Genomic DNA, 14,242 nt, shown 5'->3' with positions numbered 1-14,242 from the left:
TCTATTGCATCCAGATCATTTCAGGGATACTGAAACCCGTAGAGAGCAGTTCTCGGGGCGGGGTGAAATTCCCCACCGGCGGTATCGGGGAAACCCGGAGCCCGCGAGCGCTCCGGACAAAATGTCCGGAGGTCAGCAGATCCGGTGAGAGGCCGGAGCCGACGGTTGAGGTGGCGTCAAACGAGGCCGCCCGAAAGTCCGGATGAGAGAGAACTTGACCGCCGCCCTCAGAGGTAGGCCGGTGGTCGCGTGTCTTTAGAGACTGTTCTGAAAGTTGACAGAACGGATCGCGAATAGGACGCCCATGCTATCCACCTCCAAGAAACCCGTTTTCGCCGCCCTTGCCATGATCGGAGCAGGGGCCTGCTTTGCTCTTGTGAACGGTGCGCTTCAGGCATCGACCATGCGGTTGGGCGTGCCGTCAACATCCGCTGCCTTCTGGCAATATGCGCTGGGCCTGCTCGTTGCGCTTCCGTTTGTGCTACGGCGCGGTCTGTCGGCGTTAAAGACCAGGCAGATCGGCTGGCATCTCGTTCGGGGTGGTCTGGCTGTGATCGGCATTCAGATGTGGGTTGCCGGTCTTGCGCGGGTTGAGATCTGGCAGGCGATTGCGTTGGTGATGACCTCGCCGTTTTTCGTGATCGTTGGTGCCAAGCTCTTCTTCAGGGAACGGGTGGGTATCATCCGCTGGCTGGCGACGCTGGCCGGTTTTTCCGGAGGCATGGTGATCCTGGAGCCCTGGACGGAGGCTTTCAGCCTTGCTGCGCTTCTGCCGGTAGGGGCCGCCGCTTTCTGGGCCGGAACTTCGCTCGTCACCAAGAAGCTGACCGCAACCGAAAATGCCGACTCCATAACCGTTTATCTGCTGCTCCTTCTGACGCCGGTAAACGCGCTGCTGGCCCTGGGTGAAGGTGGCATCGTGCCGACTGGGCCGGCGCTCTGGCTGCTTGTGGGGGCAGGGGTGTTGACGGTGCTGGCGAATTATCTGCTGACCCTTGCCTACCAAAAGGCCGATGCCGCCTTCGTTCAGCCATTCGACCATCTGAAGCTGCCGCTGAATATTGCGGTCGGCTTCCTGGCTTTCGGTTTTGCCCCGAATGGTGCGTTCTGGCCGGGCGCGCTGGTGATTGTCGGCGCCTCGCTGCTTGTCATGCTGGACGAGCAGAAGCGCGGTACGCAGGTGTCCACAGCCTGAAACGCACGCAAGCATTTGCGAACAGACAGGTTTGCTCTAAGCTTTTTGCACCGCCGCCACCCTCGGAGACCTGAATGACCGCAGATCCATTGACCGTTCATGTGCTGATTGAGGGCCGAGTCCAGGGTGTTGGCTACCGGGCATGGTGTGCGGACGAAGCTGAAGACCGGGCGCTGGCCGGCTGGGTGCGCAATCTCAAGTCCGGTGGGGTTGAGGCCGTCTTTTCCGGCCCTTCCGACACTGTCGTCGACATGCTCGATGCCCTTTGGCACGGCCCCTCACTTGCAAGGGTAAACCTGGTGAAAGACCTGGAACCGGTTGAGCCTTGCTCAGGCTCCTTTGAAGTGCGTGATACGGCTTAAGCACCTGTGGCTAATCGTCTTTTATATATCAATGTTCACATTCGAAGTTGAGTTGTCATGGAATTATCGCAATGATCTGATCTTTCACATGCAGCAATCGGTCCAGCACAGGCGGGGCCGAAAAGTGTAACCGGGGAGATTTTCAGTGAAGATTGCGATACTTGGCGGTGATGGTTTTGTCGGCTGGCCCACATCCCTGCATCTTTCGGATCAGGGCCATGAAGTACATATCATCGACAATCTGAGCCGCCGGTGGATCGATGCCGAGCTCGGCGTGCAATCGCTGACACCTATGGACTCGATCCAGGAACGCACCCGGATCTGGAAGCAGGAAACCGGCAACACCATTCGCTTCCACCTGATCGACATTGCTCGTGACTACGAAGTCTTCAAAGCCTGGCTGGCCGACAACCGGCCGGACGCAATCATCCATTTCGCCGAACAACGGGCAGCGCCCTATTCGATGAAGTCGGATCAGCACAAGAATTACACGGTCAATAACAACGTCAACGCGACGCACCATCTGCTCAACGCAATGGTGGAACTCGATCTGGACGCGCATCTCGTCCACCTCGGCACCATGGGCGTTTACGGCTATTCGAGCGTCGGTGCGGCTATCCCGGAAGGCTATCTTTCGGTCGATGTCGAGACCCTCACCGGCTCCAAGGCATCTCAGGAAATTCTTTATCCGGCCAATCCCGGCTCCATCTACCATATGACCAAGTGCCTGGATCAGCTCCTGTTCCAGTTCTACGCCAAGAACGATGGGCTGAGGGTCACCGATCTGCACCAGGGGATCGTGTGGGGCACGCACACGGAGCAGACCCTGCGCCACAAACAGCTCATCAACCGGTTCGATTACGACGGTGACTATGGCACGGTTCTGAACCGCTTCCTGATCCAGGCGGCCATCGGCTATCCGCTGACGGTGCATGGCACCGGCGGGCAGACACGTGCCTTCATTCACATTCAGGATTCGGTTCGCTGCATTGAACTTGCGCTGAAGAACCCTCCCCAGAAAGGTGATCGGGTGAAGGTGTTCAACCAGATGACCGAGACCCACCGTGTGCGCGATCTTGCGGAGCTGATCTCCCGCCTGACCGGTGCCAAGGTTGCCTATCTGCCGAACCCGCGCAAGGAAGCGGCTGAAAACGACCTGGTTGTCGAGAACAAACAGTTCCTGGAGCTGGGCCTCAACCCGATCACGCTGGAAGATGGCCTGTTGAGTGAAGTGGTCGATGTCGCCAAGAACTATGCCTACCGGGTCGACCGAAGCCGTGTGCCGGCGGTATCTGCGTGGACAAAGGAAATCGCCGATGAGATCGAGCGGGATCCAGAACATCCGCGGCTGAAATCCGTCTCCTGAGGCCGGTGATGCAAGAGGCTCCCAAGTTCGACCGGGCCCCCGGCAGCTCATGCGCCTATGTCACGCTGGTGACCAACCGGGACTACGTGCTCGGGGCGACGGCGCTGATGCGCTCGCTTCGGCATTCGGGAACGGACGCTGATCTGGTGGTTCTTTATACGCCCGGCGTCAGCGAGGAGGATCTTGCGGTCCTGTCGGTTTTCGGTCCGCGGCTTGGCCGGTGCGAACGCCTGCCGACGAGCGAAGCCTTCAATGAACGCCATGAGCGCGGCCGCCTGCACAAGGCCGCACCGTTCACAAAGGGCGGCAAGCCGGTCTTCCACACACCGTTGGATAATTTCGTCAAGCTGCGGCTGTGGCAGCTCACGGAGTATGAGCATGTTGTCTTCATCGATGCCGATGCCCTTGTGCTTCAGAACTGCGACAAGCTTTTCGGCTATCCGGAGTTCTGCGCAGCGCCCAATGTTTACGAGAGCCTGCAGGACTTTCACCGGCTGAACAGCGGTGTCTTTACCGCCCGCCCTGATGCCGGGACCTTCCAGGCCATGATGACGCGTCTTGATGAGCCTGATGCGTTCTGGCGGCGCACCGACCAGACATTTCTGGAACAGTTTTTCCCCGATTGGAACGGCTTGCCGGTGGTCTTCAACACGCTCCAGTATGTCTGGTTCAACCTGCCGGACCTCTGGAACTGGAAGCAGATCCACGTGCTGCACTACCAGTACGAAAAGCCTTGGCAGACGGGGCATGAGAAGACCGCAAGGCTGCGCCCGCTGATCGATCTCTGGCAGGCCTTTGCGACCGGTGACGGTATACCGGCCGATATTACCGGTCTTCCCGGTCCCCAGGAGTGGGCCGCAAAGCAGGCGTCCTGATGCATGTTCTTCTGACAGGCGCCAGCGGAGTGGTTGGCCGGTTCGTTCTGAAGCGGCTGCTTGACGATGGCTGCAGGGTCACGATTCTGGGCAGGCGCCCGGTTGAGGGTTTCGAGACGGGCTTTTGCGCGTATGATCTCGCCGACCTGGATCCGCAGCTTCCGCCTGCCGACGCCCTTGTTCACTGTGCGCTGGTCCATGCGCCCGGCAAGTTTCGGGGCGGAGAAGGAGATGACCCGGAGCAGTTCACCAGACTGAATGTCGATGGGACCCGGCGCCTTTTCGAAGCCGCTTGCAAAGCCGGGTGCCGCGCCATCGTCTTCCTGTCCAGCCGCGCCGTTTATGGCGATCATCGGCGAGGCGAGACGTTTAGCGAAGCGGATGTACCGACACCTGACACGTTATATGGCGACGTGAAGCTGGCCGGGGAACAGGCGCTTGAGGGGCTGTGTGGTCCGGGCTTGAACGGTATCGTTTTGCGCGCGACCGGTGTCTATGGCGTCAGCCCGGGACTTGCGGACCACAAATGGTCCGGCCTCTTTAAGGAGTTTGCGGCGGGCGTTCCGATTGAGCCGCGCAAGGCGACAGAAGTTCACGGCGAAGACCTCGCTGCCGCTGTCGCTCTTGTTCTAAAGAAAACGGGAGTTTTGGGGGCACCGTTCCAAGTCTATAACGTCTCTGATCTCCTGCTCGACCGACAGGAGTTGCTTGCGCTCTATGCAACGGAAGCAGGCTTGAGCTTTGATGGTCCGGCGGCGTCAGCGGCAACACCCGGCGAAATGATGACAGACAGGCTGCGTGCGCTCGGCTGGGTACCTGGTGGCAGGGACAGATTGAAGACCTTTGTACATTCGCTCGCAAGACGGGGCGGAGCGGGCACCTGACCCTCTGCGCCTGCTGGTCAAGCGCCGTCTGCGGCTGTGGCTGGGCGGTTCAAACCGACACTGTTGGGCCAAATATCTTCTCGAATTCCGCGCGCAGAACGCTGTCGTTTTCGGCCATGGTCACAGGCAGGCCCAGGTCGACGAGGCTGGTCACGCCATGTTCGGTGATGCCGCAAGGAACGATCCCGTCGAAATGATCCAGTTCCGGCTCCACATTGAAGCTGATGCCGTGGAAAGTGACCCATTTGCGCAGCCGGATGCCGATGGCGGCGATCTTGTCCTCGACCGCGGCGCCGCGGTCCGGTCGGCGCACCCAGACGCCAACGCGGTCCTCCCGACGTTCTCCGCGGATGTGATAGTGCCAGAGCGTGCTGATGAGCCAGGCTTCGAGAGCGGAAACAAAGGCACGCACATCCTGCTGACGCCGCTTCAGGTCGAGCATGACATAGGCAACGCGCTGTCCGGGGCCGTGATACGTGTGCTGTCCGCCGCGCCCGGTCCGGTAGACCGGAAACCGGTCGGGAGCGACCAGATCGCTGTCCTTCGCGCTGGTGCCGGCGGTGTAAAGCGGAGGGTGTTCCAGCAGCCAGACCTGTTCGTCCGCTTCGCCTGCAATGATTCTCTGCACCCTTTCATCCATTTCCCGAAGCGCGGTCTCGTAATCGACTGGTTCGTCGGAAATCCGCCATTCGACCGGACGGGAGCCGGAAACGGGCAGAAAACTTAGGGAAAGGGCGTCTCTATCAGCGGGTGACATGTGGATGACACTTCATTGTTTTTTGAGCTGGCTTGCCATGACGTGATATGGTTAAGCGCTGGCGGGTCAGTAGCCCTATTTAAGGATCAAGGCGTCCGATGACTACCTTCGATGAAATCAAAGTCGATATTTCCGTCGTTCTCGGCGAGAACGAGATGCCTGTCCACCAGTTGCTGCGCATGGGCCGCGGCGCCGTGATCGACCTGGATGTGTCTGAAGACGACGACGTAAAGATCTATGCCAACAACACCCTTGTCGCCAAGGGACAGGTGGTTCTGCTGGGGGAACGGATCGGCATTTCGATCACGGAAGTTCTGATGCGTCCACCGGACATCCGTCCCATGCGCACAGATGGCCCTCTGTGAGCGGCTAAAACATTTCTGCATAAGAAAAATCGCGTGCCTGTGAATTATTGCGAAAAGGCCTCTTGCGCCCCCAAAATCCTTTTGCTACATGGAGCGCCTCGACGCTGACAGGCGCCGGGAACAATCGAATATGCGGTCGTGGCGGAATTGGTAGACGCGCAGCGTTGAGGTCGCTGTGGGGTAAAACCCGTGGAAGTTCGAGTCTTCTCGACCGCACCATCCCTTCTGGATGGTTTTGAATTTGATCTAACACCTTGAACGGCAAAGATAATTTTGCAGTTCGATAACCGTTTTCACGGCAGTAGATCATGCGTTCGGCAAACGCCAGTTTTAGCACCAGTCTACGCAGGTGCAGTTGGCCAGAACGCCATAGATTCCAAGGACTTGCCAAAAAATCGCAGGTGAGTTCGATAAGCTCTTCGAAGGTGTAGCGAGGCTGTGACCCATTTTGCAGCTTATCTTCGATCAACAGCTTCTGCGTTTCCAAAGATTCGATCTTCTTTTCATAGGCAGTGATGACTGATGGGCTCGACGCATCGACGATGCGATTCAAAAAGCCATCAATCTGGTTTTCCAGCTTCGTGAGTTCCCGTTTCAAGCCGTCCGTAAGCGAGCTTGCTTGAGCTTGTCTTTGCTTCCACGCGTCGGTGAACATCGCGCGAACCAAAGCGAAGAGTTTCTCTCCTGGCTGGAGGTTTTGCACAATCTCTTCAAACGCGCCTTCGAGGGCAGCACGCTTGATCGATTTGCGGTAGCTCGGGCAGCCTTTTGTGTCGCACAGATAATAGGGATACTGCTTCGTCATTCCATGCGACCAGCAGGCTGTGTAGGGCTTGCCACAGTCGGCGCAAAGGACGAAACCGCGTAGAGGGAAGTCTGCGCTGATGTCTCTGCGTGTAGGGGCCTTTAAAGCCCCGTTACGGCGTTCTTGAATCTTGAACCATGTCTCAAGCGAAACCAGCCCCTCGTGTTTTCCTTTGACAAGATTCAGGTTCCAGTTTTCGTGGGTAATGTGACCCGCATAAAGTGGCTGGTCGAGAATGTCAGTCACACGCTGTTGGACGACCTGACCCTTTTTGTTTTTTGGGTACAGGGGATGCTCTTCGAGGAAGTGTCGGATTTCTGCCTGACTGTCGAAGCGGCCAGATGCATAGGCTTCTAGTGCTTCGGTCAGAATGCTCGCAACAGGTTCGTCACGGACCAGAACCTTGCCATGCTGGCCAGAACGTTCGTATCTAAAGCCGACAGGCGCTTGAAAGACCCAATAGCCGTTCATCATGCGTGCCCGCATGCGGTTGACAGTTTGCTCGCCATTCTTCTCGCGCTGGTGCTGCGCCACGCTGGCGAGCAGGTGCTCAATGAGAAGGGAGTCTGAATCCTCACCAAACTCGATTGAAGGGCTTTCAAGCTTGCCGCCCGCCTGAGCGAGTAGGGCGCGGAGTTCAAGGTGTGCCTGCAATCCACGCGCAAATCGGCTTATGTCATCGATGACAACCACGTGCTGTCGCTGGCTTTTGTGCTTTCGCAAGTAGGCAAGCATCGCTGTCATGGCAGGACGGTCTAGGCTCTTGCCAGAGATATCGTCATGGAAGACCTCAACCACATCATATTTGTGGTGGGCCGCATATTCTCGGCAACGGCGTTCTTGAGAGGCGAGGCCGTCACCTTCACGCACCTGCTTGCTTCCCGATACCCGACAGTAGATCACAGCGCGTGTGGCTGTCTGGTTGGAAATAGGGGAGTGCTGGTTCATGGTGACCTCCTTTCGTCTCTCATGTGAGCTTCTATTTGTTTAGGCAAGCCATCGGCCAATAGGTCAGTGATCCGGCTTTCCGAGCTGATCCCAAAGCCCAGGTCAACGAAGCTCACTATCAGCGACCACAAGGTCTCGATGAATTCGCGCTTCTCTTCGTCCGTAAGGTCGGATTCGCTGAGGAGTTCTGCGTAGAGCTCCCAATCGATAGACAAGGTGGGCATGACTTCCTTGTCGATTTCATAGTCGTGTGGCGTGCCGGTCAATGTCTTTTTCTCCTCGGCCCTCCTGAGCCTTTTCTCGCTTGGGTTTCTCCTTTTCGTCTCTTTCACTGCGAAAGAACAATTAGAGAACATAATAGGACAAAAGTCCTATAATTCCAAATAAAAACGACGTAATATTCTTTCGTTTTACTGACTGGAAAACGAAAAACCCGGCAACCGCAGTCGCCGGGCCCGAGGTTCTTGCTCGTGTGTTCGCGACTACTTATTTTTGTTCACGATAGCGTCGATCTTTTCTTTGGTTTGCCACGGCAACCCATTCGTTGGGACAGTGCCACCTTTGCGTGCGATCTCGGCGATACGGTTCTGCTGCTCTGTGCTCAAAGTCATGAACTAGTCCTCTCTGTTCATCCGTTTGACAAGATAAACATAGCGAACGAGACATTATTTGTCAACGTTTTGGACCTAAAATTTACAAGTCGTTTTTCCGCCGATATGCGGTGGACTTAAGACGGCCTGCCCGTCTGAGGGTAGCCTCATCAAGATTTGATAGCTCGAGATCGACTAGCTCAGAGCGGGTAGGGAGGTGCAAATCATCCTCTGGATGCCTTTTTATCCATGCGGCGTAGGCGTTGTAGAGCGGCATATCTAATTCGCGCAGGAGAGGGCGGGGCAGTCTATGTTGCTGGGGGAGATCGGAAGCGACAAAGTCGCCGTAATATTGCTTGATGAAATCAACGGGTGTTACCTCTCGACCTGTGGTTCGGTCGGCCCACAACGCCGGTGCCTCAGTAGGCAATTCAGCTCTACCCGTTGGGGCGAGGAATTCGCTAGCGATTTCCCGCACGAAATCATGGAACTCAGCTTCTGATGTGAATATAGATTTAGACGCTGTGGAGAACAGTTCAGATATCTGTTCTCTTATATGTTGTTTTGTTAATGCGTCTAATTTCCTTCCCAAGTCTTTATCTTCTAATATTTCTCCAATTTCTTGCAACAGTTTTTTTGAGTTAGACTTTGCGATCTCTGCCGTGGCAACTGCTAGTACTCTAGCCTTGAGAGTTTCTGGGTTAATTTTAGGATTTGAGATAGCGGTGGATTCGGAAACCCTACCGATACTTTCGGATGGCGATTGAGCAGAGCCCTGACTTTTTGTTTTTGGGCCAGCGAGCATTTCTCCGATCCATGAGAGATCACCGTCGTCGGTACTTTCTTTAGATGCAGCGTGCTCAGTGGTCGTCCTGGACGAATGCGGTTGCTTGGCAGAAGCCTCAAGAAGGTTTCTCCGAATGGCTTCGTCGATATCCTTTGATGTGATTTCTTTGTTCGATAATTCGTCGAAGATCGCATCAAGCAGTGAATCTTCTTCGTCTTCGATTGAAGTTTTGCGGCGTGCTGCCATCATTTATTCCCAAAGCGGCTAGATCGATCCCACGCAAATTTAGTCTTTCTCTTAGGAAATAACCAGTTTCCGATTCAACGCCTATGAGGCTGTTGGTTGAGACTTTGTTGGGGGTTGGCGCTCCGCAATGACTGTTAAAATGGAATGCAAGATGTGTGCTGTTGCACAACACATCTTGGCAAGGGGAGCCCGCTGCGCGCTCCCCGTTGCATCCCCTCCGGCCCGTGGCACTGATCAGGCATTGAGCCCATAAGCACCAGCGAAACGGTTCGGCGTTTCATCCCGACCAACGGAGGCGCGTTGGATCACCCTGATATATGGAGATGGCTTGGCATCGAGCCTCGCATCTCCACTCAAACTGATCGCTCTTCAATGGAGCTTCCACTCATCTGAGAACTCCATGCTTTTCATCTTGCTGATTCTTCGTGAGTTGTTTCGCTGATCTCATGCTATGATGAGTAGAAAAGGAAGATGACGGCAAAATGAGGCGCATTAAGTTTCAGCTCTTAAAGCCCGGCGATATCATTTTAACAGCAAGTGCATCGAAAACCGGGAAAGCTATTCGATTATCCACTCGCGGAAGTGTCTCGCACGCCATGATTTGCGTACAGCAGGGTTCGATCATCGATTCCACGTCGGATGGAGTTCAGGCGCGGAATCTGCAACGTGAGCTATTTGAAGACGACGAAGAATTTTTTGCTTTTCGGCTAAAACAAGAATTGCCGGCGCACAAGGTCGCCCAAATTGTCGATTTCGCTAGGTCGAAAATCGGCACCCGATATTCCAAAGCTGAAGCGGCACGCACGGTGCTTGGCGGCCCGAAACCGCGCGGTCGGCGCGAGTTCTGTTCGCGATTGGTTGCGCGTGCTTATCAGAGTGCTGGCATCCAGCTTGTTCCGGACCATGATTATTGTTCGCCGGAAGATTTACACAACAGCCCGTTGCTAATCGAGTTACCGGATATTTCCGAACTCGTCGATCCCGACGAAATTGCGTGGATGGAGGGAAGACCCAATCCTATAGATATGACACGGGATGCGCAAAACTTCGTGCTCGACGCCGCCCGCCGCCTTGATGCCAGCGTAGAGAATTTGCAGGATATCGACCAATTGGTGCGGAAGCATCCGGAACATGACGGCGCAATCGCGCAAGCCTACCGCGAGTCAGGCTATTTGGACGTGTGGAAGCACGAGCTCCAAACCAACCCCTGGCGGTATGATTTGAAAGAAATGCGGCGCATGCAGCACTCCTTTGATCCGGAGACATTGCGGACGTATTGCATCAACACCATCAAAGAAGCCTATTCGGGAGGTATTAGATACGCGGTTAATCTTGTCTACTATCAGCAGGGACAAGCCGCCGCGCCGCGCGACACAACGAACCTGCTGATCAACCTCTATGAAATACTGGTACAAAACGATCAAGACCGGCGCGAAGTAGCACGCGCGTGGTTGCTTGAGCACTATCCAGATGACGTACAGCAGCACATGGAACGCGTGGAACCCCACAGTGACCTTTGGTTTTCAATTGTCGACCGGGTTGAACCAAAACTTGGCGCGCTGGCGCGCATCGCTATTCAATCAGAGCAATCTTTGGAAATATGTTCGTCGTGCGGGGATGGACCAGCTGGCGATTATCGCATTGTAAATTCTGCTTCGGCTATGCCCGGCGTCCCGTCGCTACGGCTTTGCGATGACTGCCGAGCCATTCGGCTAAGCTTTGGTGAAATACTAGAACCACTTGATTAATCGGTGCCAGAATTCACCAGCCATCACCTCGATCAAATCGACACTTCAAATACCCTCGAAAAAATCATCGTATTTGGTCAACCCACGTCCGACATTTCCCATGTGGCGAGAGGCGTCAATTTGCGGCAGACGGTATGCGTTTGCGATCCCATATTCGCTGTGACGACTGGGAATATGTTCAACATGCACCAGACTGTTTGCCGCCAGCAAAGATAAGCCAGCTTTAATGCGATCTCTCACAATGCCGGTAAGCTCTTCAATTTGGTCGTAGGTCGCTTTGGCGAGATTGACATCATTGTCCCGCCTAGCTGCGATGAAATACCAGAGTTTCATCGCGTCTAATTCCGTTCGCTTGCGCAAATTTAAGTCATGGAAAAATGGAATTTGTCCACTCCGGTAAAGACGCAACGCCGGAAATTTAGCCCAGCCAAAAGACGGGTTGAAATCGCAGATTTGATAAGTGCTACGTCCTTCGGGCTCACGCTCAATTAATTGTCGGTCCGCTAGGAGTTCCAGTCCGGAGGCAATCTTCGTCCGGCTAAGCGAAGTGATCCGTTCAAATTCATCGTAAGTCAGGCGGGCGATACCGCTTTCTCGATCGGCATGATGCAGGATTGGCGCGAGCGTAACGAGTGCGGCGATGTTGTTAGCACCAACTTCAGCCGCCCACCTGAATTCCTTCAGTCCGCCTTCTAGTATCCATTCACTGGGCATCATCACCCAAGGCAAAAGCTTCGCCATCACTTGTCCTTTCGCCGGGCGATGGAGGAAATCGCGTGAATGGCAAATGCAGAAAGAGCCATTGCCGCCAACGCAATCAACGCCAGCACATACTCCATCGGAAAATCCGACCCTTTTGAAATCAACTCAGTCATCTCGTTCATTTTTGGAACTCCATCGGTCACTCATTCCAAAAAAAATACGAAGAGACCCATTATACATCTAGATGCAGTTTTATCAAAAACAGACAGAAAATTGATATATTTGTATGTTTTTCAATGCTTTAACTGATCTTAAATCAGAATATATAATACTCTATTTTAGTCCATGAAGTGCTCTTGGTGAACCAAATTTAGCGAAAGTTGAATTCGAATTCATTTTTGAGAGATGAAAGACCATAGATTTTAAAGAAGGTCATTATCTGCAGGCTCGCTTTAATGCAGTTGTGTGTTTTTCATCGACTTTCTCCATCATCTCCAAAAGGGCAGACGTTGCTGCCTTTGTTTCCTCAAGCGTCATCGAGGAGAAAGAGATCAAGTCGTCGAGATTGTCCGAATGAGATTCAACCTGAGCCAACCGCTCCAAGGCATTCATACGGTCTTTGTCAAGATCGGGATAGTGGCGACAAATCTCATCGATTTTGCCGGGTAGTCCTGAGTTTCCGGGACATTTAAATGCTAGGAATATATCTAAAACTCGCCGGAGAACATTAGGCATCATATAGCCGTACTCGGAGAAGTCGTCGCCTGCCTCGTAAAATTGGAGAACACGGCTGAACAAAAAATGATACTCAGAGTCGTACTCTCTGAGAAGTTTTGACATTTTGACGAGCGATGAAACTCGCTTCGAGGCGCCTTCAGGAACTACTACATCGATAAAAAGGAAGGTAGCTGTTGGATCTTTGCCGTCTGGTGGTCGAGCTTTGTTTTTCCAGGCTTTTCGAAATTCATTCAGGCATTGTTGATTATGTGTAAGGATAATTAACTGACAAGTATTGGACAGTCGGCTGCGAATAAGTGAGCAAGCGTAATTCAGAGCCCTAGTGTCCAGGCTGGAAACCGGATCATCTATTACAACAATAAGATCTTCGAGGCTCCGTCCATCAGACTCTACCCTAGACAAGAAATAGGAAATAGCAATCGCGGTCTTTTCACCCTCGCTCGGCAAACCTTGAATAGCCTTGCCAAACCGATGAAGTTCATATCCTTCATCAATAGGGACAATCGTCAACTCATCGTGACCGAGATATGATGCTATCAATTGATTGATTACTTCGGCTGCTGGTCCATGTGTTCGAATTTTTTGTCGCAGAGTTTCGGCTTTTACATTCGTTTTTTCCAGCTCTTCGCGTGCAGTTTTTTCCGCTCCAACACTATCATCTAACGATTTAATGTGTGCTGCGAAATCATCGCGGCATTCGGCTATGTAGTGTTGTCTAATGACGATCCCAGCTTCTTCGCGATGTTTTTCAAATTCGGAGACGGTTTGATTGTGCTGATTTATGATGTTGTTCAGTTTCTCAAGAGATTCGCCCATTTTGGCGGCGGCATTCTCAACTTCAGATTGGGAAGGTAGGTGCGATGTGTCCGCGGGACTCGCTGGTCGCTCGCGCTTTGCTGACAATACTTCCTCAAGCAGGTCAGTATGTTTCTTCGAGGTTTCAATTGTTGACAAAAAGGCGCCTTTGCAGTCCTTAAAGACTGGCTGCAACTGAATAGAAAAAGCATCTATTGATGGCGCGCTTGTTTCCAATTCACTGAGCTCAGTGCGAACAACATTCAATCTGTCTGCAGTCTTCGCGAGCCGAGAAACGAACTCATCAATTTGGTTATCCAACGCACCTTTTAATTGCGCCAATCGTTTCTCTGAAAAAGTGTTTCCGCACAGCAGGCAATTATTAAGATGTTGTTGTTCGTGGAATTCATGACCTTTCTTCAGCCACAGAAGCATGTCCGGATGCTGTTGTACTTCCTCGAGTGCAACCGTGCTTAAAGTCTGTTCGCAAATTTCCCGGATAAACTGGTACGCTTTGCAAATACTGGAAGTGTCAAAAGAAACCGTACCAATCTTTGGCATTGGTTCTTCAAGTCTGCGTGTATCCTCTGCCGCCTTTAGTTCGTCGTCGCTAACAAGCGAAATTTTTAGTGCAGCCCAATCCTCGAAGTCTTTTGTAAGCTGGGGAGCCTCGTATTTGCGATTTCCCTGATGGAGCCTTGGCGCAACCAGCTTTGCTCGATCTCTCTTAAACGTACTGAAGCTTTTTTCGGCTTGTGACACCGCTTTTTCGGCAGCAGTGACTCGAGCACGCAACTGCGGAATTTTGGTTTCTAACACTGTGAGGGTTTTGGCGGCATCGGCTTGGTCTATTCCAATGAAAAAGACGGGACTCGCTTTCCCGTGTGCCCATTGTAAGTTCGTTTCGACAAAATCACCGTTAAAGACTAGTAGCCGTTTTTCTAGACCACTAGGATTGGAAGGATGCCCAAAGTCAATTCCGTCTTCCATCGAGATTTCGAATGAACTGCCGGTCGGCAGTTTGTGACCTGCTCCCCTGATTGTCCGCATTCAAAAGTTAGCTCTGTTCACGGTGTGAT

Annotated in this window: 13 protein-coding genes, 1 tRNA gene, 1 pseudogene and 1 riboswitch; of the genes and pseudogenes, 8 read left to right on the top strand and 7 right to left on the bottom strand. The window is 53.4% G+C overall.

Features of this window, described 5'->3' with window-relative positions; all coding sequences use genetic code 11:
• The first annotated feature begins 44 nt into the window (after positions 1-44).
• A riboswitch (FMN riboswitch) is annotated at positions 45-218 on the top strand.
• A gap of 86 nt (positions 219-304) precedes the next feature.
• From V1T76_RS04510 to V1T76_RS04490, 5 genes are all read left to right on the top strand, one after another.
• Entirely contained in the window at positions 305-1,195 is an 891-nt protein-coding gene (locus V1T76_RS04510) for a DMT family transporter (protein ID WP_330559433.1), read from the top strand.
• A gap of 74 nt (positions 1,196-1,269) precedes the next feature.
• Positions 1,270-1,557, top strand: coding sequence for an acylphosphatase (locus V1T76_RS04505; protein WP_330559432.1), 288 nt, complete (start codon positions 1,270-1,272; stop codon positions 1,555-1,557).
• Positions 1,558-1,702: 145 nt separating this feature from the next.
• A complete protein-coding gene (locus V1T76_RS04500; protein WP_330559431.1) occupies positions 1,703-2,923 on the top strand; it encodes an NAD-dependent epimerase/dehydratase family protein in 1,221 nt (406 codons plus the stop codon).
• Positions 2,924-2,931: 8 nt separating this feature from the next.
• On the top strand, positions 2,932-3,798 hold the full coding sequence (locus V1T76_RS04495; protein WP_330559430.1) for a glycosyltransferase: 867 nt from the start codon (positions 2,932-2,934) through the stop codon (positions 3,796-3,798).
• The gene (locus V1T76_RS04490) at positions 3,798-4,682 is read left to right on the top strand and encodes an NAD-dependent epimerase/dehydratase family protein (protein WP_330559429.1); all 885 of its coding nucleotides are present in this window, start codon (positions 3,798-3,800) and stop codon (positions 4,680-4,682) included. Before V1T76_RS04495 ends, V1T76_RS04490 begins: the two co-directional genes overlap by 1 nt.
• 49 nt (positions 4,683-4,731) lie before the next feature.
• On the opposite strand, the gene lipB is transcribed toward V1T76_RS04490, so the two are convergent.
• Positions 4,732-5,439 carry a lipoyl(octanoyl) transferase LipB gene (lipB, locus tag V1T76_RS04485; RefSeq protein ID WP_330559428.1) on the bottom strand — a complete coding sequence of 236 codons (708 nt, stop codon included), beginning with the start codon at positions 5,437-5,439 and terminating at the stop codon, positions 4,732-4,734.
• Between the two features lie 98 nt (positions 5,440-5,537).
• On the opposite strand from lipB, the gene V1T76_RS04480 reads away from it, so the two are divergent.
• Both V1T76_RS04480 and V1T76_RS04475 read left to right on the top strand, forming a co-directional pair.
• Positions 5,538-5,804: a FliM/FliN family flagellar motor switch protein gene (locus V1T76_RS04480; protein WP_148586647.1), complete on the top strand. Its 267-nt coding sequence runs from the start codon at positions 5,538-5,540 to the stop codon at positions 5,802-5,804.
• A gap of 132 nt (positions 5,805-5,936) precedes the next feature.
• A tRNA-Leu gene (locus tag V1T76_RS04475) sits at positions 5,937-6,023 on the top strand.
• Positions 6,024-6,570: 547 nt separating this feature from the next.
• Here V1T76_RS04475 and V1T76_RS04470 read toward each other — a convergent pair.
• The 3 genes and pseudogenes from V1T76_RS04470 to V1T76_RS04460 all read right to left on the bottom strand — a co-directional run.
• Positions 6,571-7,557: pseudogene (locus V1T76_RS04470) on the bottom strand (recombinase family protein); the annotation flags it as partial.
• Positions 7,554-7,823: a hypothetical protein gene (locus V1T76_RS04465; RefSeq protein ID WP_330559427.1), complete on the bottom strand. Its 270-nt coding sequence runs from the start codon at positions 7,821-7,823 to the stop codon at positions 7,554-7,556. The gene V1T76_RS04465 and the pseudogene V1T76_RS04470, both read right to left, overlap by 4 nt.
• A gap of 427 nt (positions 7,824-8,250) precedes the next feature.
• Positions 8,251-9,180 carry a hypothetical protein gene (locus tag V1T76_RS04460; RefSeq protein ID WP_330559426.1) on the bottom strand — a complete coding sequence of 310 codons (930 nt, stop codon included), beginning with the start codon at positions 9,178-9,180 and terminating at the stop codon, positions 8,251-8,253.
• Positions 9,181-9,662: 482 nt separating this feature from the next.
• On the opposite strand from V1T76_RS04460, the gene V1T76_RS04455 reads away from it, so the two are divergent.
• Positions 9,663-10,928 carry a YiiX/YebB-like N1pC/P60 family cysteine hydrolase gene (locus V1T76_RS04455; RefSeq protein ID WP_330559425.1) on the top strand — a complete coding sequence of 422 codons (1,266 nt, stop codon included), beginning with the start codon at positions 9,663-9,665 and terminating at the stop codon, positions 10,926-10,928.
• A 45-nt stretch (positions 10,929-10,973) separates the two neighbouring features.
• Here the strand turns inward: V1T76_RS04455 and V1T76_RS04450 are convergent, their stop codons facing one another.
• The 3 genes from V1T76_RS04450 to V1T76_RS04440 form a co-directional block, all read right to left on the bottom strand.
• Positions 10,974-11,669 (bottom strand): hypothetical protein, encoded by a 696-nt coding sequence (locus V1T76_RS04450; protein WP_330559424.1) that lies wholly within the window; start codon positions 11,667-11,669, stop codon positions 10,974-10,976.
• Complete coding sequence (locus tag V1T76_RS04445) at positions 11,669-11,812, bottom strand: hypothetical protein (RefSeq protein WP_330559423.1); 144 nt, start codon at positions 11,810-11,812, stop codon at positions 11,669-11,671. Before V1T76_RS04445 ends, V1T76_RS04450 begins: the two co-directional genes overlap by 1 nt.
• A 253-nt stretch (positions 11,813-12,065) precedes the next feature.
• Positions 12,066-14,153: an AAA family ATPase gene (locus tag V1T76_RS04440; protein ID WP_330559422.1), complete on the bottom strand. Its 2,088-nt coding sequence runs from the start codon at positions 14,151-14,153 to the stop codon at positions 12,066-12,068.
• Positions 14,154-14,242: the final 89 nt, after the last annotated feature.

The sequence above is a fragment of the Roseibium sp. FZY0029 genome (genome assembly GCF_036350355.1).
Lineage (GTDB): Bacteria > Pseudomonadota > Alphaproteobacteria > Rhizobiales > Stappiaceae > Roseibium.
The sequence above is the reverse complement of the archived record's forward strand: the minus strand, read 5'-3'. Positions and strand labels throughout refer to the sequence as shown.